The sequence below is a fragment of the Novosphingobium sp. Fuku2-ISO-50 genome (assembly GCF_001519055.1).
Classification (GTDB): Bacteria; Pseudomonadota; Alphaproteobacteria; order Sphingomonadales; family Sphingomonadaceae; genus Novosphingobium.
Window position 1 is genome coordinate 1 of record NZ_KQ954302.1, and the last position, 26,569, is coordinate 26,569.

Annotated in this window: 18 protein-coding genes and 1 pseudogene; 9 read left to right on the forward strand and 10 right to left on the reverse strand. The window is 62.2% G+C overall.

What is annotated here, in order from left to right:
* Positions 1 to 270: 270 nt before the first annotated feature.
* Entirely contained in the window at positions 271 to 489 is a 219-nt protein-coding gene (locus tag AQZ50_RS17295; RefSeq protein WP_067748187.1) for a hypothetical protein, read from the reverse strand.
* On the opposite strand from AQZ50_RS17295, the gene AQZ50_RS17300 reads away from it, so the two are divergent.
* Entirely contained in the window at positions 488 to 745 is a 258-nt protein-coding gene (locus tag AQZ50_RS17300; protein WP_067748188.1) for a hypothetical protein, read from the forward strand. The genes AQZ50_RS17295 and AQZ50_RS17300 overlap by 2 nt on opposite strands.
* A gap of 315 nt (positions 746 to 1,060) precedes the next feature.
* Here the strand turns inward: AQZ50_RS17300 and AQZ50_RS17305 are convergent, their stop codons facing one another.
* From AQZ50_RS17305 to AQZ50_RS17315, 3 genes are all read right to left on the reverse strand, one after another.
* On the reverse strand, positions 1,061 to 1,267 hold the full coding sequence (locus tag AQZ50_RS17305; RefSeq protein WP_067748190.1) for a cold-shock protein: 207 nt from the start codon (positions 1,265 to 1,267) through the stop codon (positions 1,061 to 1,063).
* A 154-nt stretch (positions 1,268 to 1,421) separates the two neighbouring features.
* Positions 1,422 to 2,027 (reverse strand): hypothetical protein, encoded by a 606-nt coding sequence (locus tag AQZ50_RS17310; RefSeq protein WP_231730379.1) that lies wholly within the window; start codon positions 2,025 to 2,027, stop codon positions 1,422 to 1,424.
* A 155-nt stretch (positions 2,028 to 2,182) separates the two neighbouring features.
* Entirely contained in the window at positions 2,183 to 3,958 is a 1,776-nt protein-coding gene (locus AQZ50_RS17315; RefSeq protein ID WP_067748197.1) for a DEAD/DEAH box helicase, read from the reverse strand.
* Positions 3,959 to 4,459: 501 nt separating this feature from the next.
* On the opposite strand from AQZ50_RS17315, the gene AQZ50_RS17320 reads away from it, so the two are divergent.
* The 4 genes from AQZ50_RS17320 (at position 4,460) to AQZ50_RS17335 (ending at position 10,711) form a co-directional block, all read left to right on the forward strand.
* Positions 4,460 to 5,773, forward strand: a complete 1,314-nt coding sequence (locus AQZ50_RS17320) for a hypothetical protein (protein WP_067748199.1) — start codon at positions 4,460 to 4,462, stop codon at positions 5,771 to 5,773.
* A 47-nt stretch (positions 5,774 to 5,820) separates the two neighbouring features.
* Positions 5,821 to 7,962: a discoidin domain-containing protein gene (locus AQZ50_RS17325; protein ID WP_067748201.1), complete on the forward strand. Its 2,142-nt coding sequence runs from the start codon at positions 5,821 to 5,823 to the stop codon at positions 7,960 to 7,962.
* A gap of 100 nt (positions 7,963 to 8,062) precedes the next feature.
* A complete protein-coding gene (locus AQZ50_RS17330) occupies positions 8,063 to 9,448 on the forward strand; it encodes an MATE family efflux transporter (protein ID WP_231730380.1) in 1,386 nt (461 codons plus the stop codon).
* A gap of 48 nt (positions 9,449 to 9,496) precedes the next feature.
* Positions 9,497 to 10,711, forward strand: a complete 1,215-nt coding sequence (locus AQZ50_RS17335; RefSeq protein WP_067748205.1) for an argininosuccinate synthase — start codon at positions 9,497 to 9,499, stop codon at positions 10,709 to 10,711.
* 1,132 nt (positions 10,712 to 11,843) lie between these two features.
* Here AQZ50_RS17335 and AQZ50_RS17340 read toward each other — a convergent pair.
* From AQZ50_RS17340 to AQZ50_RS17350, 3 genes and pseudogenes are all read right to left on the reverse strand, one after another.
* Positions 11,844 to 12,554: an SDR family NAD(P)-dependent oxidoreductase gene (locus AQZ50_RS17340; RefSeq protein WP_067748207.1), complete on the reverse strand. Its 711-nt coding sequence runs from the start codon at positions 12,552 to 12,554 to the stop codon at positions 11,844 to 11,846.
* Positions 12,551 to 13,303 (reverse strand): peroxide stress protein YaaA, encoded by a 753-nt coding sequence (yaaA, locus tag AQZ50_RS17345; RefSeq protein ID WP_067748272.1) that lies wholly within the window; start codon positions 13,301 to 13,303, stop codon positions 12,551 to 12,553. Before yaaA ends, AQZ50_RS17340 begins: the two co-directional genes overlap by 4 nt.
* 174 nt (positions 13,304 to 13,477) lie before the next feature.
* A pseudogene (locus AQZ50_RS17350) lies at positions 13,478 to 14,037 on the reverse strand (tyrosine-type recombinase/integrase); the annotation flags it as partial.
* A 140-nt stretch (positions 14,038 to 14,177) separates the two neighbouring features.
* Between AQZ50_RS17350 and AQZ50_RS20585 the strand changes: the two are divergent.
* A complete protein-coding gene (locus AQZ50_RS20585; protein WP_156427419.1) occupies positions 14,178 to 15,818 on the forward strand; it encodes a hypothetical protein in 1,641 nt (546 codons plus the stop codon).
* Positions 15,819 to 15,982: 164 nt separating this feature from the next.
* Positions 15,983 to 16,174, forward strand: coding sequence for a hypothetical protein (locus AQZ50_RS20590; protein WP_156427420.1), 192 nt, complete (start codon positions 15,983 to 15,985; stop codon positions 16,172 to 16,174).
* Between the two features lie 254 nt (positions 16,175 to 16,428).
* Here AQZ50_RS20590 and AQZ50_RS17355 read toward each other — a convergent pair whose 3' ends face one another.
* Positions 16,429 to 18,471, reverse strand: coding sequence for a tetratricopeptide repeat-containing sulfotransferase family protein (locus tag AQZ50_RS17355; protein WP_067748209.1), 2,043 nt, complete (start codon positions 18,469 to 18,471; stop codon positions 16,429 to 16,431).
* 454 nt (positions 18,472 to 18,925) lie between these two features.
* Here AQZ50_RS17355 and AQZ50_RS17360 point away from each other — a divergent pair, with 454 nt between their 5' ends.
* Together AQZ50_RS17360 and AQZ50_RS17365 are read left to right on the forward strand one after the other, a co-directional pair.
* The gene (locus AQZ50_RS17360; RefSeq protein ID WP_156427421.1) at positions 18,926 to 21,397 is read left to right on the forward strand and encodes a TonB-dependent receptor; all 2,472 of its coding nucleotides are present in this window, start codon (positions 18,926 to 18,928) and stop codon (positions 21,395 to 21,397) included.
* Positions 21,398 to 21,818: 421 nt separating this feature from the next.
* Complete coding sequence (locus tag AQZ50_RS17365) at positions 21,819 to 24,263, forward strand: TonB-dependent receptor (RefSeq protein ID WP_231730381.1); 2,445 nt, start codon at positions 21,819 to 21,821, stop codon at positions 24,261 to 24,263.
* Between the two features lie 56 nt (positions 24,264 to 24,319).
* On the opposite strand, the gene AQZ50_RS17370 is transcribed toward AQZ50_RS17365, so the two are convergent.
* On the reverse strand, positions 24,320 to 24,940 hold the full coding sequence (locus AQZ50_RS17370; RefSeq protein ID WP_067748211.1) for a S8 family serine peptidase: 621 nt from the start codon (positions 24,938 to 24,940) through the stop codon (positions 24,320 to 24,322).
* Entirely contained in the window at positions 24,933 to 26,564 is a 1,632-nt protein-coding gene (locus AQZ50_RS17375; protein WP_082703754.1) for an ABC transporter ATP-binding protein, read from the reverse strand. The genes AQZ50_RS17370 and AQZ50_RS17375 overlap by 8 nt, the downstream gene beginning before the upstream one ends.
* Positions 26,565 to 26,569: the final 5 nt, after the last annotated feature.

The following is a 26,569-nucleotide window of genomic DNA, read 5'->3' on the forward strand; positions in this document are numbered from 1 at the left end:
CTCGTCATTTGATGCGCATCAAAGCATCATAGCGCCCCGGACGGAGGGAAATAACTGTATTCGGACCGAATTTTTATCGCGAGGGGGAATGGCGACTTTTATGGGTTTGCCCATTGCCTCTTAATGACAGCAACTGGGGCGACTCCGGCCATACGACTTCGCATCAAGCAGCGGCTCGAATTTGTCCACGCTGCCGAGTGCGGCGATGCCAGTGCCGAAGATCTGTCCCTGCCGAACGGCCGCCTTGGGCACCGGGCCCAAGGCATTCGATCAACTGGAAACAGGGTCGCCGAGATCGGCCACGGCGTCCGGCGCGCGTTTTTCGCGGGCGCGGCGGTTGGCTTCGATCTCTGCGGCGCGAACGGCCATGGCTTGCCATGACGCTGCCGAACGCAGGCACCGATCGCGCACATTGGTCAACGTGCTGGCATCGGCATCGCGCAGGCTTTGCGCCGCACAGGCCAGATAGAATTCACTGGTGCCGGACATGAACTTTTCCTTTCATTGTCCGGCCCATGCCGGAGATCAGCGCATTCAGCCGACCATGTCGGCGACGATCCGCTGCAATTCGGCCCGGGACAGCGTGCCGCCCTGGGGCGTGGCATGGCGCGTCGGGCTGGAAGCGAATCCCCTGCCCAGGGCAGGCGATGCAAAAATTGCGGGATTATTTGAAATCGAACGAAAATTATTTGATGAAAAATGCATGAGACTATTCTTGGAACTTTACGAAAATCGTGCGCTGTAACCGCGCGATATTGGGTAGGAATGGGATCGTCGGGGCCCGGGAGCATGGTAACTCTGGCGAGTCATGGCAACTTTGGGAGCGCCGGATCGGCCTAAGCCCTGAAACAGGGTTCGGCGTGGGGCCAGGTTCGTATCAAACAAACCATGGCCTGAACCTTACAAGACGGGTAAATACAGAATATTCCCGTGCCCGGCCCGCGATCACGCGGCGAGCGGCTCAAACAGGCCAGACACGGGCCGGTACGCCGAGGATAAATCCACCGCCGCGCCGTGCAGTTCGCCGAAGATCCCGAAGGAACCCCGGCGAACCATGCAATCAGGCCTCGACCAGATTGACAGCCGACTGCTTGCCACGACGATCGGTTTCGATGTCATAGCTCAGACGCTGGTCCTTGTTCAGAGTGGCGAGACCCGCCTTCTGAACGACGCTGATGTGGACGAAACTGTCATTGCCGCCGTCGATCGGCGCGATGAAGCCATAGCCCTTGTCGGCATTGAAGAATTTAACGACACCAATAGGCATGAAACGTTTCCTTATCACGAAAACAAAAAACCCACCCGCAACAGCGCGGATGGAGCCGGGTAGCGTGAGAGAGGAAGGAGAGCCGATGGTAGGCGTCAAATTCCGTCGCAGGCGACGTGAGCACTTGTCTATATGGAACCACAATCCCGAAAAGTCAAGCCTCTGCCGCAGTGGCCGCAAAGAACACGTGCAGTCGATCGGCGATCGAGACATAAAATTCGGCGATCGCGGCAAGGGCTTGGTCGCTGATTTCAGGCGCTTTTGTCGGCTGTCCCGGCACGAATTCCGCGCCTGCCGTGGCCACTGCCATATCGCGTTCCAACCAGGCGCCGGGACGCAGCAGGCCATCGCCGCAGGCCATTTCCCGAATACGCCCGATGGCGCGCAACCGCGTCGTCGCGGCGGAAAAATATCCGCAATGCGCCTCGATCCGGCGCAAGCGGCGCGCGGTATCCAGGCGACGCGGAAAATCATCCGCTCCGTCTGCGGGGCCATCCGGGGCCAGGCCCGCCGCACGAACGCATTCCGTGATCAGCACCGACAGAAAGCGATCGAGTTCATTGAGGCAATTGCCCACCCGGCGCAGGCGGATATTGGGGCGAATGGCCGACTCTGGCCCCTGCACGGTCAGCCCGCGCACGATCAAGAAGCGGCAGCCCGCCGCCATCGCCGCATGTGCGGTATCCAGCGCCGCAGAGTCGCCTCCGCCTCGCCGCAAAGCCCTGTCGGCGCGCGCCTGCCCCAAGATCCGCTCAGCCATGCAAGCAGCGGCCCGACAGAGAAACGTGGTGGTGCGCCGTCATTCATCATGCTCCGAAAGAAGCGGGAGCACGAAATGCTCTCGGCCCGCCAAGCCGATTGAACGGCACGCGGGCGCCTTTAACGCCGCGCGCCTTGAGTCCAATTCCCGAAAAATCAGTCCCGGCGCCGGGGCGGCGCGCCTTTGCGATGCAGAGTCGGGCGCCCGCCACCGGGGCCGCCATTGGCCCCGCCCCTGGGACCGGAATTGGGTCCGGCATTGGGGCCGCGCCGCCGGGGCGCCGAATTGTCGCGGGGCTGGCGCGGGCCGTCATTGCCGCCATCCTGCGGCGCTTCGAGCGAAGGCTCGATGGTGATGCCGTTTTCGTCTTCGCTGCCCGGCGTTCCGGTGCGCTTCAACGCAGCGCGGAATTTCGCCTCGACCGCCGTGGGAACCTGAAAATAGGTCTCGTTGGCGGCAATGCGGATCGCCCCGATCTCGTTGCGCGTAATATGCCCGCGCCGACACAGCAGCGGCAGGATCCAGCGCGGATCGGCATTCTGGCGTCGCCCGATGTCCATGCGGAACCAGGCCACGTCTTCAAACCCTGCGCGCCGTTCGGGGCGTACCGGGCCATCGCCCGACGACTGCTCGATCAGGTCTTCGGGCTCGGGAATGCCGTGCTTGCGCGCCTGAACCAGCGCGAGCGCGAGGTCCAGCGGGCTCATCTTGTCGACGATCTGTTCGGCCAGCGCGCGGTCGGCATCGCTTGCCTCGACCGGCTTGACCAGATCGGCCAGCATCCGCTCGCGATCGCGTTCGCGAATCGCTTCGGCCGAAGGCACCGGCACCCATTCGGCCTGAACGCGCGCCATGCGTAACATGCCCTCGACCCGGCGACGGCGCGGATAGGGCACGATCAACACGGCCACGCCCTTGCGCCCGGCGCGCCCGGTACGGCCCGAGCGGTGCTGAAGCACTTCGGCATCGCGCGGCGTTTCGACATGGATGACGAGGCTCAGCGAAGGAATATCGATCCCCCGCGCCGCGACGTCGGTCGCCACGCAAATCCGCGCGCGCCCGTCACGCAAGGCCTGCAAAGCGGCGTTGCGTTCCTTTTGACTGTGTTCGCCCGACAAGGCGACAGCGGCAAAGCCGCGCTCGGTGAGAGAGGAATGGAGATGGCGAACATTGTCGCGCGTCGCGCAAAACAGGATCGCGGTCTCCGCCTCGTGAAAGCGCAAGAGGTTGATCACCGCGTTTTCGATATCGGCAGGCGAAACCGCCACCGCCTGATACGAAATATCGCCGTGACCGGGGGTTTCGCTGACAGTCGAAATGCGCAGCGCGTCTTGCTGATAACGCTTGGCCAGCGCGACGATCGGCTTGGGCATCGTGGCCGAAAACAGCAGCGAGCGGCGATCGCCCGGCGTCGCTTCGAGGATTTCCTCAAGATCTTCGCGAAAGCCCATGTCGAGCATTTCGTCGGCTTCATCGAGCACGACATAGCGCAACGACGACAAGTCGAGCGCGCCGTGTTCAAGGTGATCGCGCAAGCGTCCGGGCGTACCCACGACGATCTGCGTCCCCTGATAGAGCGCACGCCGTTCGCGCGAGGCATCCATGCCGCCGACACAAGTCGTGATCCGCACCCCGGCCTTGGCAAACAGCCACATCAATTCGCGGCTGACCTGCAGCGCCAGTTCGCGCGTCGGCGCAATCACCAGAGCGACCGGCGCGCGCGCAGCGGGGCCCATGTCGGCGGAAAGAATCGCATCGGCCATCGCCAGCCCAAAGGCGACCGTCTTGCCAGAGCCGGTCTGCGCAGAAACCAGAAGGTCACGCCCCTGCGCCTCGGGGGCCAGCACGGCGGCCTGCACCGGCGTTGGTTCGGCATATCCCTGTTCGGTCAGGGCTTCGGAAATCGGCAATGGAAGCGGGGGAAAAGGCATAGGGCTCGCAATTTTGGGGAATGTTCAATCGGGCCCCCTAGCACCAGATCGCAGCGATGTATGCAGGTTTGACGAAAAGTACGGATTTACCGGGGAAATATGCGCCGGAACTCGGGAATATCGGGCTTTGGACCGATGATCCATCGCCCGCAAACGACCATCAACGACAGACACGCCGAGTCGGCAGGCATTTCAGGATAAAAAACCAATAGCGACAGGCCTGCGCGCACCTGTGAGAAGCTGCACGTTGGTTCTGCGTATTTTCCGAAGCTGCCGCGGGACTGCCGGCCCCGGTATAGGCCCCAGTATACTTGGCGAAAGCCGATATGACCGCCCCGTTCAGTGGTGAACATCTACGCCACAAAGGGGGCCAGGTTAATGCCCAATGACTGGCCACCTCAGGCCCGGTTCACGGATTTTCCTGCACGGTAACGGTCATAATCGCCACAACACATTGGAAAATCCATGCCGACATTTCGCTCTACCGCATCGCGAACAGCCATGACGGCCTGCATACTCGCCTTGAGCCTGAGCGCCTGTCAAAAGCCCGGCGCGAACGAAAGCGCTTCGGCCAGCGATCAGCCGGCGACGGCTCCCCCGATTGCCGCACTTCCCCTGGCAACGACACCTGCGGCACCGATCGCCTATGCCCCGTCGGCAGCCGCGCTCCCGCCGGTCGCAAAGCCCATCCACGTCGGCCTCAGGCATGACCGGACGCGCTATGGATATACCGACCGCGCCTATGCGATGAGCCGCGCCTTTGGCGATACACCGCCCGATTATACCGTCAGCTATGATGGCACCAGACCGTGGGTATGGCGTTCGGACGACGGCAGCTATCGCATGGTCGAACAATTGCCCGGCGGGCAGCGCACCTATTATTATGAACGCGGCGCCGATCGGCCATTCTACATTACCGATCCCGATGGCGGATATGCCTATGACGGGGACAATCTGGTCGGTCTTTACGGCCCGGATGGAGCCCCCCTTTCCGACAGCTATGCACAGCAGCGGGCAGCAAACGCGGCCCGCTACTACGATCGGTCGCGCGCGATCTATCACGCCGCGCAATATAGTCAGCGACAGGCGGCCTATGCCGACGATTGGCAGGCGCGCCGCGAGAATCTGTTCCAGCAGCAACAACGCTGGAACGCAGCACGGTCACGCGATTCCGATTGGCAGACGTGGCACGATCAGCATCAGCAGGGCGAAAGCGCAACCTGGCAGCCCGAACAGGACCGCCGCGCCGCCTATGCCGTCGCGATCGGAGCCGCCGTCGTCGGCACGGCCATCATCACGTCAGGCAACCATTCCGGGGGCAACTATTCCGGCGACCGACAGAACCAGTACGCGCCGCCTGCAGCCCAGCCCCGACAAGGCGCCTTTGCCAATCGCCCGCAACCCCAGCCGCAACGGCAGAACCCGGCGCCGATGCAGCCCGCGCCATACAGGGCAGTGATGCCTGCTCGCCAGCCCCCGTTGCCGCATCACGCCGTTGCCCCGATTGCCGCGCAACCACGGGCAAGCGTGAATCCGCAGGCGCCTGCCCCGTCTCATCAGAACCTGCCTCGCCCCGCAGCCCCCCGCCCCACGCATGCCCTCCCTGCTCGCACTCTGCCTGCGCATCCCGCCGCAGCGGCAGAAACGCACCCCAATCGCCACGCCTCTGCACCAATGCCCGCGCCGGATCGCGGCCCGCAGGCCCAGCCCGGCCATTCCAATACAGACAAGCACAAAAACCCCAACGACAACGCCGCCAGCCACTGGGACCATCCCCACGCGCAGCCAACCTCAGCACCCCAACCGCACAATTGAGTGCCGGGTCGATCGGTCACGGCACGGCCCGCGTCAGGGGGCGCCGCATGCTCGGCTGCGCCATCGGCCTGGCCCTGCTCCCCGGGGATGCCCGGGCCGAAACGAAGGACAGCAATCGGGCGCAAGTGATCGTTGATCTGGCCTCCGGCAAACACCGCATCTTCGACCCGGCAGAGGCGCTGGGCATCGGGATCGACGGCGTCAGGGCCGGCGACAGCGACAGGCTGCTGACGCCCGGCAACATCGCCGCCGTGAAAGCGTCGGGCCTGCAGTCCTCCATCTATCGGCTGCGGACGGAATTGGGCATCGAGGCGTGGCACTGGAACCCCGTCGGCCAATGGAGCGACCCGGTTCACAAACAGGGCTACTGGACATCGAGCGACGCGCTCGGGCCGCCGATCCGGCTGTCCTGGGGCTATCGGCTGCCGAGGCGGGGAGACACCACCGATCAGGCCAATGACGAGGACTACTCGCGGCTGACCGACGGTGACGAAAGCAGTTTCTGGAAGTCGAACCCCTATCTCGATCCGACCCATGTCCTTGATGGCCAGCCGCATTGGCAATGGCTGGTCGTGCGGCTCGATGCGATGGCGCCGATCGATACCATCAGGATTGCCTGGGCCGATCCCTACGCCGTGCAATACGAAGTCCAGTATTGGACCAGCGATGATGAATACGACGACACGGCAACCTGGACTACCTTTCCGCTGCAACGACACGCTCGCGGCAAAGGCGGAACAGAGACACTGCGGCTGACCGATCACCCGATCACGGCGAAGTTTGTGCGCGTGCTGCTCAAACAGGGATCGCACACGGCGATGCCCGGCGGCGGCGGCGACTGGCGTGACAAGGCGGGCTTTGCCGTGCGCGAGATTGCGCTGGGCCAGGCCGGACCCGATGGGCACCTGATCGACCTGATCCACCATCTCCCGTCCGGAGAAAACCAGACTTTCGCGCGCGTTTCCTCGACCGACCCGTGGCACCGGGAAGAGGACCGCGATGACGATACCGAACAGCCCGGACTGGACCGCATCTTTGCCGACGGATTGGGCAACGGTCGGCCGATACTGCTGCCGATCGGCCTGTTGTACGACACGCCCGACAATGCCGTGGCTGAGACGCGATACGTCCGTCGGCGCGGCTATCCGGTTCGTCAGGTCGAATTGGGCGAGGAACCCGACGGGCAATATGGCGAAGCGGCCGATTATGGCGCGCTCTATCTCGCGCTGGTCGACCAGTTGAAGCCGGATAATCCCGGAATCACGTTTGGCGGGCCGAGCCTGCAAAGCGCGTTTACCGATCTGGAGCTGGATGCCGATCCCGATCACTCATGGAACAGCCATTTCATGCGCTATCTGAAGGCGCGCGGGCGGATGGGCGATCTGGGCTTCTTTTCGTTCGAACATTTCCCGTTCGACGACATCTGCGGCGATATTCATGCCAAGCTGCTGGAGGAAAACCGGCTGATGCGGGCGGCGCTCGCACGAATTGCAGCCGACGGGGTGCCGCGTCATATTCCCTGGGTCATTTCCGAGTACGGCTTCTCGGCCTTTGCCGGGCGCGCCATGGCCGAAATGCCCAGTGCCTTGCTGATGGCGGACATTATCGGCCAGTTTCTCGATGCGGGCGGCGGGGCCGTTTATATGTACGGCTATGGGCCGGACCTGCCGATGAATGAAAGCCAGCCGTGCAGCGGCTTTGGCAACATGATGCTCTACACCGCAGACGGCAACGGTCAGGCCGTTCAGCCGATGCCCAGCTTCGAGGCAGCGCATCTTATCACCAGGGACTGGCTGGTGCCGGGCGGCGGTCGTCATGAACTGTTGCCCAGTATCGTGAAAGGCGCGCGCGTGAAAGGGAGCCGGGACGAATGGGTCATGAGTTATGCCGTGCGCCGCCCCGACCACCGCCTCGGCGTGCTGCTGATCAACCGAAGCCCGACCAAGCCGTTCACGGTGCAACTCCTGACAAGAAACCGGGGCAGGCAGATCAGTGCGATGCATGGCCCGGCCCGTTTCATGCAATATGGCCCCGCGCAATATGCGTGGAAGGATGACGGCGCCGACAGCCACCCCTTGCGCAGCGATCCGCCGCGCCTGTCGCGCCTGAAAGGCGCGCGGCTTTCGATAACGCTCCCGCCCGAAAGCCTGACCGTGGTCACCCAGAGTACGGCAAGATCCGAGCGATAGGATCGGTAATGTGCCCCGTGGCCGGTTCCGCCTGCGACTGTCGCGGAGAGCGGCCGATAAGATCTTGCCTTGGCCGCGACGTCCCCCGATGGACGGGGGCATGAGCGATCCTGCCCCGCATCACGTCCATCACACCGAACGCCCGCTCACCCGGCGCGCGGTGATCGCGCAGGCCTGGCCGATCATGATCGGGCAGGCGTCGGTGCCGCTGGTCGGGCTGGTCGATACCATGGTGATCGGGCGGATGGATGATGCTGCGGCGCTGGCGGGCGTGGCGCTGGGGGCGGCGATCATCGATCTCGTGTTCTGGAGCTTCGGCTTTTTGCGCATGGGGATTTCGGGTCTGGTGGCGCAAGCGGCGGGCGCGGGCGATGCGGACGAAGGCGATGCCTTGCTCGTGCGCGGGGTCGTGCTGGGGCTCGCCATCGGGGCGCTGCTGCTCGCGCTGACCGGGCCGATCATGGCTCTGGGCTTTGTCGCCTTGCCGGCAGGCGGCGCGGTGGCGGGGCCGGCGCGGGCATTTGTCGCCGCGCGGTTCTATGGCGCGCCAGCCTCGCTTGCCGGGTTTGCGGTCAACGGCTGGTTGATCGGGCGGAGGCAGACGCGGCTGGCGCTGGTGCTGCAACTGGCCATGAACGCGATCAATGTCGCGCTCGATGTCACGCTGGTGTGGCATTTCGGCATGGGCGCGCGCGGCGTCGGGCTGGGCACGGCAGCGGCGGAATGGGCGGCGCTGGCGATCGGGCTGGCGCTGGCGATCGGCCCCGGCGGCGCGCGGCCGCGGGCCTTGCTGGCGCGCACGGGCCTTGGCGTCGTGCTCGCGCGCGATCGGCTGGCGCGGCTGTTCGTGGTAAACCGCGATGTGATGATCCGGACGGTGGCGCTGCTGATCCTGTTTACCTGGTTTGCCAGCGCCGGGGCTCGGCTCGGCGCAGTGACGCTCGCGGCGAACCATGTGCTGTTTCAATTCATCGCGATTGCCGCGTTCATGCTCGATGCCATTGCGCTGACGGCCGAAGAACGCATCGGCCATGCCATCGGCGGCGGCTCGGCGGCAGCGTTCGATCGGGCCTTGCGGCTGACGGCGGAATTTTCGCTGGCGGGCGGTGCGCTGCTGTCGGCGCTGTTTCTGGCGGGCGGGCCCTGGGGCGTTGCCGCGATCACCACCGATCCGCATGTCCGCCAGACCGCGCTCGCCTTTCTGCCCTTTGCCGCCCTCGCCCCGCTGGTCGGCGCGCCGAGCTGGCTGCTCGACGGGGTGTTCATCGGCGCGACGCAGGGGCGCGCCTTGCGCAATGCGGCGCTGGTCTCGACGATGGGCTATCTCGCCTGCGATTATGTCTTGCGCCCGTTTGGCGACAGCGGGGTTTGGCTGGCGCTGTTGATCAGCTATGGCTTTCGCGCCGCGACGCTCGCGACGCAGTTGCCCGCGCTCCGCCGCCGGGTGATCGGCAGCCGGGCGGTTGCGTCGACCGGCGTCGCCTGATACGCGCGCCCACGCCTATTTCTGCCCCGATTCATGAGGGAATCGCACATGTCCGATATCAAGCGGGTCGTCCTTGCCTATTCCGGCGGGCTCGACACTTCCGTCATCCTCAAGTGGCTTCAGGTCACCTACAATTGCGAAGTGGTGACTTTCACCGCCGACCTCGGCCAGGGTGAAGAGCTTGAGCCCGCGCGCGCCAAGGCGGAACTGCTCGGGATCAAACCGGAACACATCTATATCGACGACTTGCGCGAAGAATTCGTGCGCGATTTCGTCTTTCCGATGATGCGCGCCAATGCCCGCTATGAAGGCGATTACCTGCTCGGCACGTCGATCGCGCGCCCGCTGATTTCCAAGCGGCTGATCGAGATCGCGCGCGAAACCGGCGCCGATGCCGTCTCGCACGGCGCCACCGGCAAAGGCAACGATCAGGTCCGCTTCGAACTGTCGGCCTATGCGCTCGAACCGGGCATCAAGGTCATCGCCCCCTGGCGCGAATGGGATCTGACCAGCCGTACCGCGCTGATCGAATGGGCCCAGGCGCATCAGATCCCGGTGCCCAGGGACAAGCTTGGCGAAAGCCCGTTTTCGACCGACGCCAATCTCCTGCACACCTCGTCCGAAGGCAAAGTGCTCGAAGACCCGTGGGCCGAAGTCCCCGACTATGTCTATTCGCGCACGGTCAATCCCGAAGACGCGCCGGACGAGCCGGAATATATCACCATCGACTTTGAAAAGGGCGATGGCGTCGCGATCAACGGCGTGGCGCAAAGCCCGGCAACACTGCTCACCACGCTCAACGAATATGGTCGCAAGCATGGCATCGGGCGGCTCGACCTCGTCGAAAACCGCTTCGTCGGGATGAAGAGCCGCGGCATGTACGAAACGCCCGGCGGCACGATCTATGCCGTCGCGCATCGCGGGATTGAATCGATCACGCTCGATCGCGGCGCGGCGCATCTCAAAGACGAGCTGATGCCCAAGTATGCGGAACTGATCTACAACGGGTTCTGGTACGCCCCCGAGCGCGAAATGCTGCAGGCCGCGATCGACCATTCGCAGATCAAGGTAAACGGGACCGTGCGGCTGAAGCTCTACAAAGGCCAGGCCACTGTCGTCGGACGCAAATCGCCCGACAGCCTCTATTCCGAACGCCACGTCACCTTTGAAGACGACGCCGGCGCCTATGATCAAAAAGACGCGGCAGGCTTCATCAAGCTCAACGCCCTGCGCCTGCGCCTGCTCGCCCAGCGCGACCGCTAAGCGCAAACGCATTCCGGACATGAAAGGGGGGCGTTTTGCGCCCTCCTTTTTTGTTTTTTGACACACCGCCAAAGGCTTGCCCGATTGTCCACCGCCAAGATCGCGACCTGTGGATAAGTTCGAAAAATTTCACTTGATCGACTCGGAACAGAGGCGCAGCTTCTCTTCATCGAGACTGGAAATATCGCCGAATGATCGGCCGAAGCGCTTGATCGGTAAGCGAAATTCCCGGCCTTGGAACGGTTATCCGAACCCTGTCGGCATGCCATACCGGCACGAGCGCTCGCGGCTGCTCGGGCAGGGACGGTGCGTCATGGGCAAGGCCGCCGTAAGGATGCGAACCGAATACCGACACGAAAAGCGTGGCTTGCATGCGCCCGGCCGACGCGGACCCGCTCCGCGCCGAATGGAATGAAGTGCGCCCGAATGTCGGCATAAGGGCAGTGTCCGCACCTTCCCCACGCTGCCCGTGGGAATCCGTCTTTCATCGCGCGTCAGCCGGCGCGCGGTAAAGGAGCGGTGCTACAGGCAGAGCCCCGCAAGGGATCATGCCGCAAGGATGAGGGGCGAAGGAAACCATCCGCCGAAGCGGCGCGCATGCCTGCCACCTTGCCTCAGCAAGAAGGGCATCACGCAACGACGGCACCCGGCCAGATGGCCTTGCCCCGCGGGGAAGCCCGTCCGACCGGTCGCGACCGCCCCGCCCCCTCGGCGGGGAATGCGCCCAAACGCATGGTTGCAGACTGTACGGTTGCCGAATGGCAGACGCGGATGACAATGGGGGCCAACGCAAGTTGGCCCCCATTTTTTGGTTCCCCCTATTTTTTGATTCATCGCGGATTTGATCCCTACGGCATTCACACATCACGGCTCACGAAATTTATACCGTGAAATCAATGAGGTATAAACCATCGTCATTCCCGCGAAGGCGGGAATCCAGTCAGCCTGACGTCTTGATCATACGTCGAATTCTGGATTCCCGCCTTCGCGGGAATTGATGAACAAAAGTGGAATGTGTGAATGCCGTAGGGATCAAGTCCGGGGTGACAAAGTTGACAAACTCATCCCGCAAATCCGCGATGAACCCTTTTTTTGCAGGGTGCAGCTCAGGCGGCGCCGTCGCTTGACGCAGTCAAAATGCGATTTCCTTGCCCTCGAAGTCAAACAGCCTGCCGCTGTCGGGCCCTTTCAGGTCTTCGATCACATCGAGCAATTGCAGCGCGGCCCGTTCGGCGTCGAACAGCCGCCCGGGCTGAACCTGGCCTTGAAACGGGCGGGACAGCGCGGTGTCGACCGTACCGGGGTGCAGCGCGACGACGATCGCGCGGGCGTTGCGGCGGCGTTCCTCGATAGCGAGGTTGCGCACCAGCATGTTCAGCGCCGCCTTTGACGCGCGGTAGCCGTACCACCCGCCAAGCTGGTTATCGCTGATCGATCCCACGCGCGCCGAAAGCGCGGCAAAGACCGTGCGCGCGGCCTTGGGCATGATCGGCAGAAAATGTTTCGCCACGAGCGCAGGGCCGATCGCATTGACGGCATAGACTTGTGCGAGCCAGGCCGGGTCGAGCTCGCGCAACGCCTTTTCGGGCCCGTGGCCGCCTGCATGGAGCAGCCCCGTCGCGACAATCACCAGCGTCGGAGGCGCCCCCTTGCCCACGATGGCGGCGGCTGCCGCGATGCTCGCCTCGTCAGTCAGATCGAGATGCTGCGCCCCGCCCCGCGACCGGGCGAAGCCGTAAACGGCATCGAACGCGCCTTCCTCGATCAGCGCCGCCTCGAATGCGCCGCCGATCCCGCCGGATGCCCCGATGACGACGGCGGAACCCTTTCCCGAGCCGCTCATGCGCGGGTAAACCGCCAGCGATCGGCCTCGCTCTGGCTCGCATCGAAGCGATAGCCGTCGCTGTCGAAACCACGCATCGCATCGATGTCGGTAATATGATGCTCGCACAGCCAGCGCGCCATCATGCCGCGCGCGCGCTTTGCATGAAAGCTGACGAAGCGCGGCCCATCCGGGCCGGGCTCGCGAAATTCGACCTCGATGATGCGCGCGCCGCTCAGCTTGCCTTTGACGGCAGCGAAATATTCCAAGCTGGCGAGATTGAGCACCACGCCCGATCCCTCGTCGGCCAACTGCCCAAGCAGCAGTTCGGCAATACGCGCCCCCCACCAGTCAGTCAGTTTTGTGTGCCCCGGCGCCCAACGCGTACCCATTTCCAGCCGGTATGGCCGGATCGCGTCGAGCGGCCGGAGCAGCCCATAAAGCCCCGACAACATCCGCACATGGTCCTGCGCAAAGGCAACCCCCGCCTCGTCCAGCGTATGCGCCTCAAACCCGGTGTACACGTCCCCGGCAAAGGCAAACAGCGCCGCCCGCTCGGGCAAACTGTCAAAGTCCCGAAAACGCCCAGCATTCAGCTCGGCAAGCCGCAGCGAGATATGCATCAGGCTCGCCAACTGCTGCGCTGACAAGTCCGCCGCCGCCTTGGCAAGCCCACGCGCCTCCTCGGCGAAATGCGGCCGTGTGGCCTCCAGCGGCGGGAGAGCGCGCTCAAAGTCGAGCGTCTTTGCAGGCGAAAGAAGGACAATCATGCCGCCGTCCGTAATAGGAACAGGCCCCGGCGTCAAAACGGTCGGCTGCCGCCCTAAAAGCTGACCTTTAAGCTGGCCGTTCACGTCGATGTAAGCCGTCGTTGGTTCACGATGTGATTGTCGGCCCACCGACAGTGCAATGGGCCAGCAATTGATCAGCGCTCCGTTCGCTCGGACAGCGTCATCGATGTCGACACCGAGATAACGCACGGTGTTCTCAATGTTGGTGTGACCCAACAGAATCTGGATGGCGCGCAGGTTCCCAGTCGCCTTGTAGATCAGCGCAGCTTTCGTTCGCCGCATGGAATGTGTTCCATATTCACGTTTGTCCAGGCCGACCGCCGAGACCCACTCATCGAGCAGTCGCGCATATTGGCGGGTACTGAGATGACCGAGGTAGTCCACGCGACTGGGAAAGACAAAATCGCGCAGCGAACCACCCCGCCTCGCCAGCCAGATCGCCAGGCTGTTGCGCGCTTCGGTCATGATTCCGAATTGCACCGGCCTGCCGGTCTTCTGTGGAATAACGGTAGCGCGGTTTCGCACAGATCCCCCGCTCACGAGATCGCCAATCCGCCGCGTAGTTTGCTGTCGATGGCGAGATCGAACAGCGCGCGATCTCGCATTCGCTTGTGCTCATCGAGGAAGAAGCGAATCGCCCAAATGTCACGGGGTTTCAAAGGACGTTTTGGTCCGACCTCTTGGCCAGCATTCCAGGGGTGTCGTTCATGCACGGCGGGGTCAAGGTCTGAATGCCCCGTTCTGCTTCTCCGGTGGCCGGAATGGCCGACTACAGGGTACTGCGCGAACTAAGGGCCAGCTCCCTGAGTATCTGCCGATATGCGACCCACGCGAATTCGAAACAGGGCGAAGTGTGGTCCTGCGCGATCCAATTTTCTTTGTCGGTTGCAGCAGGGTGTTGCGCCGCCTTGCAAAGGAAATTCCGATGTGGTCATCTGATCCGCCAATGCCTTTCACCCCTGACGTGAGTGGATTGACCGTGCCGCCATACGACCCGTCGCTGTCTTCGCCTGCCGCAGGCAATCCATCGGCGCGCGTGCCCGACGCAGGCGATGTGGGCGCAAATGGTCCCGGCACGGGGGCCTCTCCGATCATTTCATCAACGGATGACCCGACGCCTCCCTACCCAGGTACGGGACCGATCCCCGCGCGTATCGCCAACTTGATGGCCGGAGTGTTTACGCCGCGCCCGATTTGGGGACACAACGACAGCTTTGCCGCCATGAACGATCTCAAGTGGGGCATTGCGCGCGGCACGACATTGGCGGCGCAACGCGCGCTTGCACAACAGGTGATCGATGCAGCAGGCACCGGTGCTGATGCTTCCGAAACACCTGTGGCCCAGCCTGCGGATGTGAACGCTGCAGGAACGCCGGTCAGTGAAAGCACAGCCACAAGTGCGCCTGCGGATGGCACTGCCGCAAGCGAACCGGACCCTTCCAAGCAGGATGTGCTCGCCTGGAACCACGTGACCAATGAAGTAGGGGTATTGTATCGAACGCCAAGGATCGACCAGTATCGCTGGGAGCCCGATGCCGATTTGACGGCAAAGGCGCGTGATGCGCAAAATGCAGGGGCTGGTGCTCTGCTTGCTGCGCCAATCGCAGAAGCCCAGGCCTTCGCCGCGAAATATGGGCGGATCGCCGGGATCGCGCATCTTGTTGGTCCCGGTTGGGCGCCTGGCTTGGATGGTGATACCACCGGGAATGCTGTCGCGGATGGGGCTAGCGCTCGGCAGGGCGTTGCAAATGAGGCCGCGCCGCCCGAAAGTGCGGCTGCGCCGAACCCAACCGGCCCTGCCTCGCTTACTGCAAAGGACGCAGATGCGCCCGCCGCCGTGTCACAGAGCACAATCGATGGCTCGAATTCGCAGCAAGGGCAGGCGTCAGCGGCGCTGCCCACGGACAGCAACAATGAAATTGTTGTAACGGCGCCTATGACAACGGCCGCAGCGATAGCCAAAGCAAACCCCGGGAAGACAGACAACACTCTTATTCTTTCAAGAGAAGACATAACGAATTTAAAAAAAACTCTTCAGACAGAATGGGTCAGAAGTGCGGGGAATCAACAGGCGTATGGCATCATAGATACGATACTTAATCGTGTATCATCAGGGCATTGGGGAGGAAATGTTTTTGATGTTGTTGATGCGAGAAAGCAGTTTTCTGATATTAACGGACCCATAGCTTGGACTGGTAAGGATCGAATTGGACCACATTCATCTGTTGAGGAAATACCGGATAATTGGGTCAAGCCCAATGTCAGCGACCTCGTGGATTCATATCTTCGGGACCGCGCCAACGGAACTCCATCCTCTGTTGGCGAAAACCTGAATTATGCCAACCCAAACTTTTCCAGTCCAAACAACATCGCCTGGATTAGGGCGCTTGACGGGCCGGTATTTGGCCGTGGAAACGCGATACACGTACACGGAACGGTTCCATCGCTTCAAAGGTTCAAACCTCAAGCATACAGCATTCAATTGCCTCAATAGTAATATTTCGAATAAATAGGCGACTCATTATGTCAAATAATATTAAATTTCGCAAAATAATTCTAGTTTTATTATTTTTTTCTATATGCGATTTTTCTTATGCAAGAGCACCTGACGGACTAGAGTGGAGATATGTTTGTAACTTTAAGAAGTATGGAAATTTGATGATCGAGGGTTACGATCACGATAAAGTTTTCATATATTATAAAGGAAAAAAATACCCTGCTGATGGCGGAAGTTATTTTTATCAATCTGATCAGGACGATGGTCCAGTTGTAATGTTCAACTCAAGCAAAAAGAGATCTTTTACTTTTAATGGCGTGACGGACAAAAATTGTTCGTTCAAAAGTTTTTGAAATTGCTAATGCGATTTGTGCCGACATTGCGGCAATTGATCGACCATCGGCCTTTCCAAGATTATAGAGATCATCTGGTCAGGAAAATTCGAGGAGTGGTATTCTTATTTTACGCCTTCAATCCGGTGTCGCGCAAGACTTGAATGAACGACAGCAATTGCCATTCCCTGCTGACAGCAGCCTTTCCCGTCCGTCCCCAATTCCACTCACTCCAATAGCGCGCCGGCAAGACGCCCCATCGCCCCGCGCTCGAGTCAGACCAGATCCGCCGGAACGTCCGGATAGGCCGTCTCGACCGAGCCCAGCGCATCGCGCAAGGGGCCGAGGTAGGGTTCGAACTGTTTCCAGTGGTCGACGCCGCCGGTGAAGATCGGTTGGCGCACTTGTTCCGAGCTGGCGGTGCGGACGGCGCGGCGGTTGCGGTAAAAGGACAGGCACTCTTCTTCGAACGGCACGCCGACGTGATCGAGCAGGCGGCGCACTTCGCCTTCGGTGTCGGCGACCATGCGTTCGTAGATCACGCGATGCACTGCGCCGGGGGCTTCGCGGTCAAACGCGGCCATTTGCGCCACATAGCCGCGATAGTACCGGCCGATTTCCGCAAGATCATAAGTAAACAACTGGCCCCGCGCGAAAAACTGCTTCCACCCGGAAAAGCAGCATCCCATCGGATGGCGCCGCGCATCGATGATCGTCGCATTGGGCAGGATCAGGCGGATCAGCCCGACATACATCCAGTTGTTGGGCATCTTGTCGATGAAGCGCGGCTTGCCCTCTTTGCGGTGGACGCGCGTGCGATCGAGGTATTCTTCGCCCAGCCGCGCCAGATCGGCGGCGGGGAGCGAGCGCACCACGTCGGAAAAGCTGGCGAATTCGCCGTCTTCGACACGCGAATGGAGCCGGTCGCCGATCATCATCAGATCGGGCAGCTCCATCGTGCCTTCGATCTGCGAATGGCTCGACAGGATCTGTTCGACCAGCGTCGATCCCGCGCGCGGCAGGCCGACGATGAAAATCGGATCATTGGCCGGACACCCCTGCCCGGCCCGGCTGGCCAGAAACGGCGCGGTGAACAGCGCGGCGTGTTCCTGCGCCCCGCCGAGGATGCGCGCTTCCTCGTAATCGACATCCTTGCGCCGCAACGCGTTGGCCCGCTCGTAATGGGCAAAGCTTTTGGCGGCGTCGCCCGCGTCTTCATAGGCCTTGCCCAGCGCGAATTGCAGCTGGCTCGCCTGTTCGTCGTCTTCGACATTCGCTTCGGCGCCGAGCATGGCGGCGATGTCTTCGGCAGTCAGATGCACGGTCTTGAGATTGGCAAGGCTCCACCATGCCTCGCCCAGCGCCGGATCGAGCGCCAGCGCGTTGCGATAGGCGGCGATCGCATCAGCCTGATTGCCCAGCGTCTTGTCGACATGGCCAAGATTGAGCCAGATACGGGGATTCTTGATGCCGCGCGCGACGAGCGCGCGATAGATTTCGGCAGCAGCGTCCTGTTCGCCCAGCCGCACTTGCAGCGAAGCCTTGAGCAGCGCGTGGCCGACATTGTCCGGCTCGTCATCGAGCAGTTCGGTGGCATGGACCAGCGCGCCCGCAACATCGGGCCCCATCTGCATGATCCGCACGAGCAATTCGCGCGCGGCGGTAAACCCCGGCGCAATCTCCAGCGTCCGGTTGAGCAGGTCCATCGCCTCGTCCAGCTTGCCCTGCCGCCAGGCCACTTCGCCGCGCAGACGCAGCGCCGCCGCATCGCGCGGCATCAGGCGCACGCGCTCGTCAAGCATGGCTTCGACCGGCGTGAAATCCCCGCTGTCCTTGGCCTCGTGCATGGCCACCGCCGCCTTGACCAGCATCGGATCGCGCGCCGATGCCGCCACGCCGCGGACATCGGCCTTGCGCGCCTCCCGCTCGCGCCCGGCGGCGCGCAAGGCGACCGGCAGCACGTGCCAGGCAGGCAGGAAATCGGGCTTCAACGCGACCGTGCGCTCCAGCGCGTCGACTGCCAGATCGTGTTCGCCCAGCCCCCCATGCGTCAAGGCCAGCTCGAACGCGGTCAGCGCCGAACGCGGCTGTTCGGCCATCAGCCGCGTCAGCACCATGCGCGCCGCCGGCAGATCGCCGAGCATGTGCAGCGCTTGCCCCTCGATCAGCAGCGCCTGCGGATGGCCGGGCACGACGCGCAGAATTTCGCGCACCTGCTCCAGCGCCATGCGCGGATCGCGGCCCCGCAGGGCTGCAGCATGAGCTAATGCAGCATCGAGGGAAACGGTGGTTTCTCCTGCCGCATTGGGTCCAGCCATGGCTTGTATGCTCCTGCCTTCGGATCGATCGATTGCGACGACCCGTCTTGATTGCGCCTGATTGCGTCAAGTCCTGCGGCATCTGGTGCAGCTTGTCGAGTCCTGCGCGCCTTATGCCGATCGTATGTCCCGCCACCCTTTTTACGCACCTGCGAGCAAGGTCGTTGACTGCGAAACGATCACTGCCAGATTGAATTCCGGACGGGCAACCTCAATGCGGCTGCCCCCAATACAAAAGCCGTTTGCCGCCTCGAAACAGGCCTTTGCGAGGCAGGCCATTGAGCCGGTCGTGCGCGAAAATCAGCCAGCCGGCTGGGGATTTTCGCGGACCTCCAAACGTGTCGGATACGCCACGGCCAAGAGGCCGGGCAAACATGGGGTGCGCAGAATGAGCCAAACACATTTCCGGCAAATCCGGACGCAGCAAATCCGGCGGGCGCATGGCCGGGCCTCCATGATCCTGGCTTCGACCATGCTGACCGGCCTTGCCGCATTGGCCCCCACCATCGCCCGCGCCGGCGAAGCGCCCGACACCGCGCCGCAACCGGCGACAAGTTCGGGCATCACCGAAATCGTGGTGACCGCGACGCACAAGTCGGAAAGCCTGCAAAAGGTTCCGATCAGCCTTCAGGCGCTCGATTCCGCCAAGCTCGAACAGAACCACGTTTCCAACTTTGCCGACTATGCGCAGATGCTGCCGTCGGTTTCGTTCGAAACGCTCGGGCCCGGACGCAGCGAACCGTTTTTTCGCGGCATTTCGGTCAGCGGCGGCCAGGCCTCGACCGTCGGCACCTATCTTGACGACATTCCGATCACCTCGACCGGATCGAACCCCGAAGTCCATATCTATGACGTCGAGCGCGTCGAGGCGCTTTCGGGTCCGCAAGGCACGCTGTTCGGCGCCAGTTCGCTCGCCGGCACGATCCGCATCATCACCAACAAGCCCAAGTTCGACAAGATCGAAGCCGGCATCGATGTCGAAGCCAACAAATGGGGCAAAGGCAACGCCGGGGGCCAGATCGAAGGCTTTATCAACCTGCCGCTCGCGCCCACTGTCGCGATCCGCCTGATGGCATTTTACGACAAGACCGGCGGCTACATCAACAACACGCACGGGGTCTACAATTACCAGTCGGTGCCGATTACGCTCGACAACGCGGCGCTGGTCCAGAACGCTTACAACCCCGATGAGGAATATGGCGGTCGCGCCGCCCTCGCCTGGCAAGTCGCGCCCGACTGGACGATCACGCCCGAGATCACCTATCAATACCTCGATGCCAAAGGCGGGTACAATTACGATCCGCGCGTCGGCGATCTGGCCGTCCATGACTACAGCCCGACCTGGCTGCGCGATCACTGGTATCAGGCAGAACTGTCGATTCAGGGCAAGATCGGCGATTTCGACATCGTCTCGGCCACCGGATATTTTTCACGCACCTATTCCAATGCCAATGACTACACGTATTATTCGGTCACCTATGACCAACTCGTCGCCAAAGGCAAGGTGGGAAGCTATTACACCAATTTTACGGACAAAAATGGAAAATACATCAACCCGACGCAACAATACTACGGCCACGAGCATGACAAGAAATTTACCCAGGAAGTACGCCTGAGCACCCCGAAAATCTGGCCATTCCAAGTCACATTAGGCGGATTTTATCAATACCAGCGCCTGAGCTATGACGACAACTATTACATTCCGGGCCTGAGCAGCGCAACAAACAACGGCGTGCCGGACACGTATCCGCCATTCTCTCCGGCGGTGGGCGGGGTCTACACCCCCAATGCCTATTACCTCGTCGAAGAAGATCGCCACTTCAAGGATGGCGCAGCCTTCGCCGAAGGCAATGTCAATCTGACCAGCACGTTGAAAGCGACCGGCGGCATCCGCTATTTCGTATCGGACAACGGCACTTATGGCTTTGCAGGCACCTGGGGCAGCGCGGACTCGCCCAACGCCCATCAGGCAAATGGCACCGGTGGCTGCTGGAACGAAGATTCGAGCGTGCTGTACGGCAAGTTCATCCACCCATCCCGGCTGAGCTGCATCAACACCGACGTCGGCTATCACCAGACCGGCGAAACGCACAAGGTCAGCCTGGCCTGGCAGTTCGAGCCTTCGAAAATGCTCTACGCCACGTATTCGACAGGCTTCCGCCCCGGCGGGGGCAACCGCTTGTCAAATGCCGCGCCGTACAAGGCCGATACGCTGGCCAACTACGAAATGGGCTGGAAAACGAGCTTTGGCCGCAATCTGCGCTGGAACGGCGCAATCTATTACGAAGCGTGGAAAGGCGTACAATATGTCGTGATCCCGCCGGGGTATCAGGGCGCCGGGGTGACCGTAAATGCCGGCAATGCGCGCGTTTACGGGATCGAAAGCGATGTCGAATGGAAGCCGTTCAACGGGCTGAGCCTGTCGGCGAACGGCGCCTATAACGACGCGGCGTTGTCATCCAAGTTCTGCGAATTGACATCGAGAACCGACCTCACCCAGCTTCCGAATTGCTCGGTCCTCTTCGACCCGGCGACGCAAACTGGCGACATGGCCGCCGCCAAGGGCACCCGCCTGCCGCGCCAGCCGCGCTTCAAGGGCAGCGCAACCGCCCGCTATGACTTTGAACTGGCCCGGACCAATGCCTTTTTCCAGGCGCAGGTCTTTCATCAGTCGGGCAGCACGTCAGACCTCGACGTGTCGAACGACCAACTGCTGGGCGATACCAGCGGCTTTACCACCTTCAACTTTTCGGCAGGCACTTCGATCGACAAGTTCTCGATCGAGGCATTCATTCAGAACGCCTTCGACAGCCGGGGCATCCTGTCGAAAAACACGTTCTGCTCGATCCAGTATTGCTCGGGATCGTCGCGCAGCTATCCGACCAAGCCGCAGTTTTTCGGATTGAAAGTCGGCTACAAGTACTGATCACGGACCTGCACCAAAACATGGCGGGATGGGCCCACGCCCCTCCCGCCTTTTTTGCACCTCAATCACCTTCGCAACCGCATGATACGCGCCCGTCGCCGATCGCCCGAATCCCGATTTGAAGCGCCACAATCCTTGTCAAACAAGGCGCAGACAAGGGTGTTGACTCAGCGCCGCGTTGCACCATTATCAACCTTGGACGGTCGTCATGTATTTGTGAAATTCGGCGAAAGTTCAAGGGGAACCAAACGCAATTGCTGATGTGGCGCTAGCGCGCCCGATGCCGGGGCATGTGCCTTGATTCCGGCATTGGGGGACTTTTGCCATCAATGATGCCAGCGCCGACACGACCGGCCTTCGTTCATGCCGCACTGCGGCATGAGAGCGACGAGACATGCATAGACATGGGGGAAAGCAAGCAATGGAAATGCAAACGGATCGCCGATCGCGACTGTTGAAAATACTGGGTGCAACCACGGCGCTGGCCGGCATGGCATGGCCGATGCTGGCCGCGGCGCAAGAGAGCGCACCGGCAGCCGCAGGCGACACCTCCTCCGGCCTTACCGAAATCGTCGTCACCGCGACGCACAAGACGGAAAGCGTGCAAAAAGTCGCCATCAGCATGCTGGCAATCGACCCGGCCAAGCTGGAACAGCATCAGGTGGTCAGCTTTGCCGACTTTGCCAACATGCTGCCGTCGGTCTCGTTCTCGACGCTCGGGCCCGGTCGCAGCCAGCCGTTCTTTCGCGGCATCACCGCGTCGGGCGGCGCCGCGTCGACCGTCGGCACGTATCTCAACGAAATCCCGATCACCACGGCCGGGCGCCTGCCCGAAGTTCACATCTATGACGTCGAGCGCCTCGAAGCGCTTTCCGGCCCGCAAGGCACCCTGTTCGGCTCAAGCTCGATGGCCGGCACCATCCGCATCATCACCAACAAGGCCAAGCTCGGCGTGGTCGAGGGCGGCATTGACGTTCAGGCCAACAAATACGGCAAGGGCAATGCCGGCGGGATGATCGAAGGCTTCATCAACCTGCCCGTAACCGACAAGATTGCGGTGCGCCTCGTCGGATTCTATCGCCACGATGGCGGCTATATCAACAACCCTTATGCCACGCTGACCTATCAGTACACGGGCTATACCACCAACAACGCAGCCGTTGCCGGCAAGAACTACAACCCGGTCGACGAATATGGCACCCGCGCGACGGCAACGATCCAGGCTTCGGACGACTGGACGATCACGCCTGAATTCACATACCAATATCTCGATGCGAAAGGTTCGTTCAACTTCGACCCGCGCATCGGCGATCTCGCGGTCCACGACTTCCGCCCGACCTACGACAAAGACGGCTGGTATCAGGCAGCGCTGACCGTCCACGGCAAAATTGGCGATTTCGACCTGGTCTCGGCGACCGGCTATTTCAACCGCAAGATCCGCAATGCCAGTGATTATACCTATTATTCGGTCACTTACGACAATCTTGCCAAAAAAGACCCGGTTGATTACGGCGTCTATTCCAAGTTTCTGGACAAGAACGGCAATGTCATTGATCCGACCCAGCAGTATAACAGCCTGATCCATCAGCAGAAGTTTACTCAGGAAGTGCGCCTGTCGGTGCCCAAGAGCTGGCCCTTTGACCTGACCGTGGGCGGTTTCTATCAATTCCAGAAGGCCGAAAACAACGGCGACTATTACATTCAGGGCCTGGGTCAGGCTACGGGCACTGGTGCGTGGACGGGCTTTTCGCCGGCCATCAACACCACACTCAATCCCGACGTGCTATACCTCGTTGAAACCGACCAGCACTACAAGGACGGCGCCGCCTTTGCCGAAGGCAGCATCAACATCCTCAGCAACCTCAAGGCGACCGGCGGCGTTCGCTATTATGTCTCGGACAATGGTACGGTCGGGTTTGGCGGTGAATGGAAACAGGCCAGAAAGGCGGGCTGCTGGAATAGCGATCCGACGGTCATCTACGGAAAATTCGAAGGCAACCCACGCCTGACCTGCATCAATACCAACACGACATTCCACCAGACCGGCGAGACTCACAAGCTCAGCCTGACGTGGCAGGCCGCTTCGGACAAGATGCTTTACGTCACATACTCGACCGGTTTCCGTCCGGGCGGCGGCAACCGCACGCCGCGTCCGAATTACCAGGCCGATACGCTCGACAACTTTGAATTCGGCTTCAAGACGCGCTGGGGCAACAATTTCCGCTTCAACGGCGCGATCTATTACGAAAAATGGAACAACATGCAGTTCGGCGTCGTCGTGCCGAATACGCAAGGCTCGACTTTGACGCTCAACGCCGGCGCCGCCCGCGTCTATGGCACCGAACTCGATGCCGAATGGCGGCTCGGCAAACTCGTGCTGTCGGCTTCGGGTGCGTACAACGACGCAGCCCTGTCCAAGGACATCTGCAACCTTGATGCCAACAACAACTACTACACCCAGTTGGCCAGTTGCCCCAATTCTGCCGACGTTGCCGCCCCCAAGGGCACGCGCCTGCCGCGCCAGCCGCGCCTGAAACTGCAAACGACCGCACGGTACAACTTCCAGGTTAGCGGTCTCGAATCGTTCGTTCAGGGCACCATGTTCTACCAGACGTCGAGCACGTCGGACGTGATCGCGCTCAATGACAGTCTGCTGGGCGATACGGCGGGCTTTGCCAGCTTTGACTTCTCGGCGGGGATCAAGAAGGACAAGTGGACCGCCGAGGCGTTCATCCAGAATGCCTTTGACGAACGCGGCATTCTGTCAAAGAATACGTTCTGTTCGATCCAGCTCTGCGCCAATTCCTCGCGAAGCTATCCGATCAAACCGCAATTCTTCGGGATCAAGCTCGGCTACAAGTACTGATCCCGGCCCATCGCATACAGATGCCCCTCGTGCCCAAGGCACGGGGGGCATTTTTTTCAGAACATGCGCTCGGCCGCGAACAGTCCGCTGACTTGCGCCGTGGCAAAGCTGATGCCGTGGAGATTGCGGCGTTGTTCGACACCGGGGATCGGGCGGGGATAGCCCGAGGCGTAGTGCAGGCCATCGGCCAGCCGCACCACCCCGCGCGGCAGATCCCAGTCGAGCCCGACGCGGATCACCCCGGCGCATTGCCCCGGCCAGCATGGCGCATCATCGGGCCCGGTCCAGGGCGCCACGATCCGCGCGTTGCCCGCCCGGGCCACCGCTTCGGCAAACAAGGCGGCATGGGCCGGGTTGATCGTGCCCAGACTGCAATTGATGACCTGCGCCCCCTGCCCCGCCGCCCAGACGATCGCCTTGGTCAGGGCGCGCGCGCTGGCACGCAGGCCATCGCGAAACACGCGGATCGGCAGGATGTCCGCTTCAGGCGCCAGTTCCTGGATCGCGGCGGTGACCGCCGTGCCGTGGCCCAGCCGATCGAGCGTCGCGTCTGCACCATGATCGATCGTGCCGTCGGCGGCGATCGCCACGCCGGGCAACAGGCGGGTGGGCACGATATGCGGGTGCGTCGGATAGACGCCGCTGTCGATCACCGCGACGCGCACGCGATCAGGCACGCTTGCGCAGCTCGGTCTGCGCCTGCCCGTCGGCAAGCGTGATCACCCTGTCGGCCAGCTCCGCCAGCGCGGGCTTGTGCGTGATGATCAGGATCGTGGCATCGGGCAAGACCTGGCGCAGGCCCGCCGCGACGCGCCGTTCGGTCTCGCTATCGAGCGCCGCGCTCGGCTCATCGAGCACCAGCACCGCCGGGCGGCGCAACAGCGCGCGGGCCAGCGCGATCCGTTGGCGCTCGCCCGCCGACAGCGCCTGCCCGCGTTCGCCGACCGGGGTATCGAGCCCTTGCGGCAGCCGCGCGACCAGATCGCCGAGGCCCGCCGCGCGCGCCGCATCGGCAATCGCCTCGGGGGTCGCGCCCGCCACGGCAAAGGCGATGTTTTCGGCCATCGTCGCATTGAACAGAAACGGCGTCTGATCGATCAGCACCACCGCATGGCGCAGATCGGCCAGCGCCAGATCGCGCGCATCGATCCCGCCGATCAGCACCCGGCCCGCATCGGGATCGCGAAACCGCACGACCAGATCGGCCAGCGTCGATTTGCCCGCGCCGCTTTCCCCCAGAATGGCCGCCATCGCGCCCGCCGGGATCGTGCAATCGACCCCGGTCAGCACCGCGTCGCGATCATGGCGGAAATGCACGCCTTCAAACACGATCGACAAAGGCCCCGGCGGCAGCGCGCGCGGCGTTGCGGGATCGAGCACATCGGGGGCCGTGTCGAACAGTTCGAATATTCGCCCCAGCGCCACCCGCGTCGACGCCAGCCCCGCCGACAGCCCCAGCAACGACTGCACCGGTGCGAACAGGCGCGACTGATAGGCCATGAACGCGACGAGCGTGCCGATCGTCATCGCCCCCGACAGAATGCGCCATCCGCCATAGAGCGTGACCGCCGCGCTCGACACCGCCAGCACCGCACCGGGCAAGGCCCCGGCGAGGAACGAGGCCATCTGCATCTGCAACATCGACCCGACAAACGCGCGATTGCGCGTGGCAAAGCGCCGCGCCTCGTGCGCCTGGCCGCCCAGCGCAGTGACCACGCGCATGCCCATCACCGTATCGACGAGAAAACTGCCGAGATCCGCGCCGCGTTCGCGCATCGTGCGCGTAATGTCGACCAGCCGGCGTTGCAGTGCCACAAAAAGCAGCGTCGCCACCGGCACCAGCACCGTGCCCACCAGAAACAGCCGCCAGTCGAGCCAGGCCATCATGCCCAGCGAGCCGATCAGAAACAGCACATTGCCCAGCACGGCCAGCAGGGTATCGCCCGCCGCGCGCTGCACATCGCTGACATCGCTGTTGATCCGGCTCATCAGATCGCCCAGCCGGAACCGCGCATAGAAACGCGGGCTCAGCCGCTGCAGATGCGCCAGCAGCGCAACACGGATGTCAAACAGCATCGCCGCCGACAGCGCGACATAGCGATAGGACGACAGGATATTGAGCACCGCGCCCGCCACCGTCGCCACCACCACCGCCACTGCGATCTGCACCAGTGCGGTAAAATTGTGACGCAGCAGCGCATCATCGATCATCAGCTTCGACAACCACGGCTGCACCAGCGAAACAGCAGTCGCGCACAAGCTGATCAGCAGCACCCCGACCAGCCGCGCGCGATAGGGCATGAGCC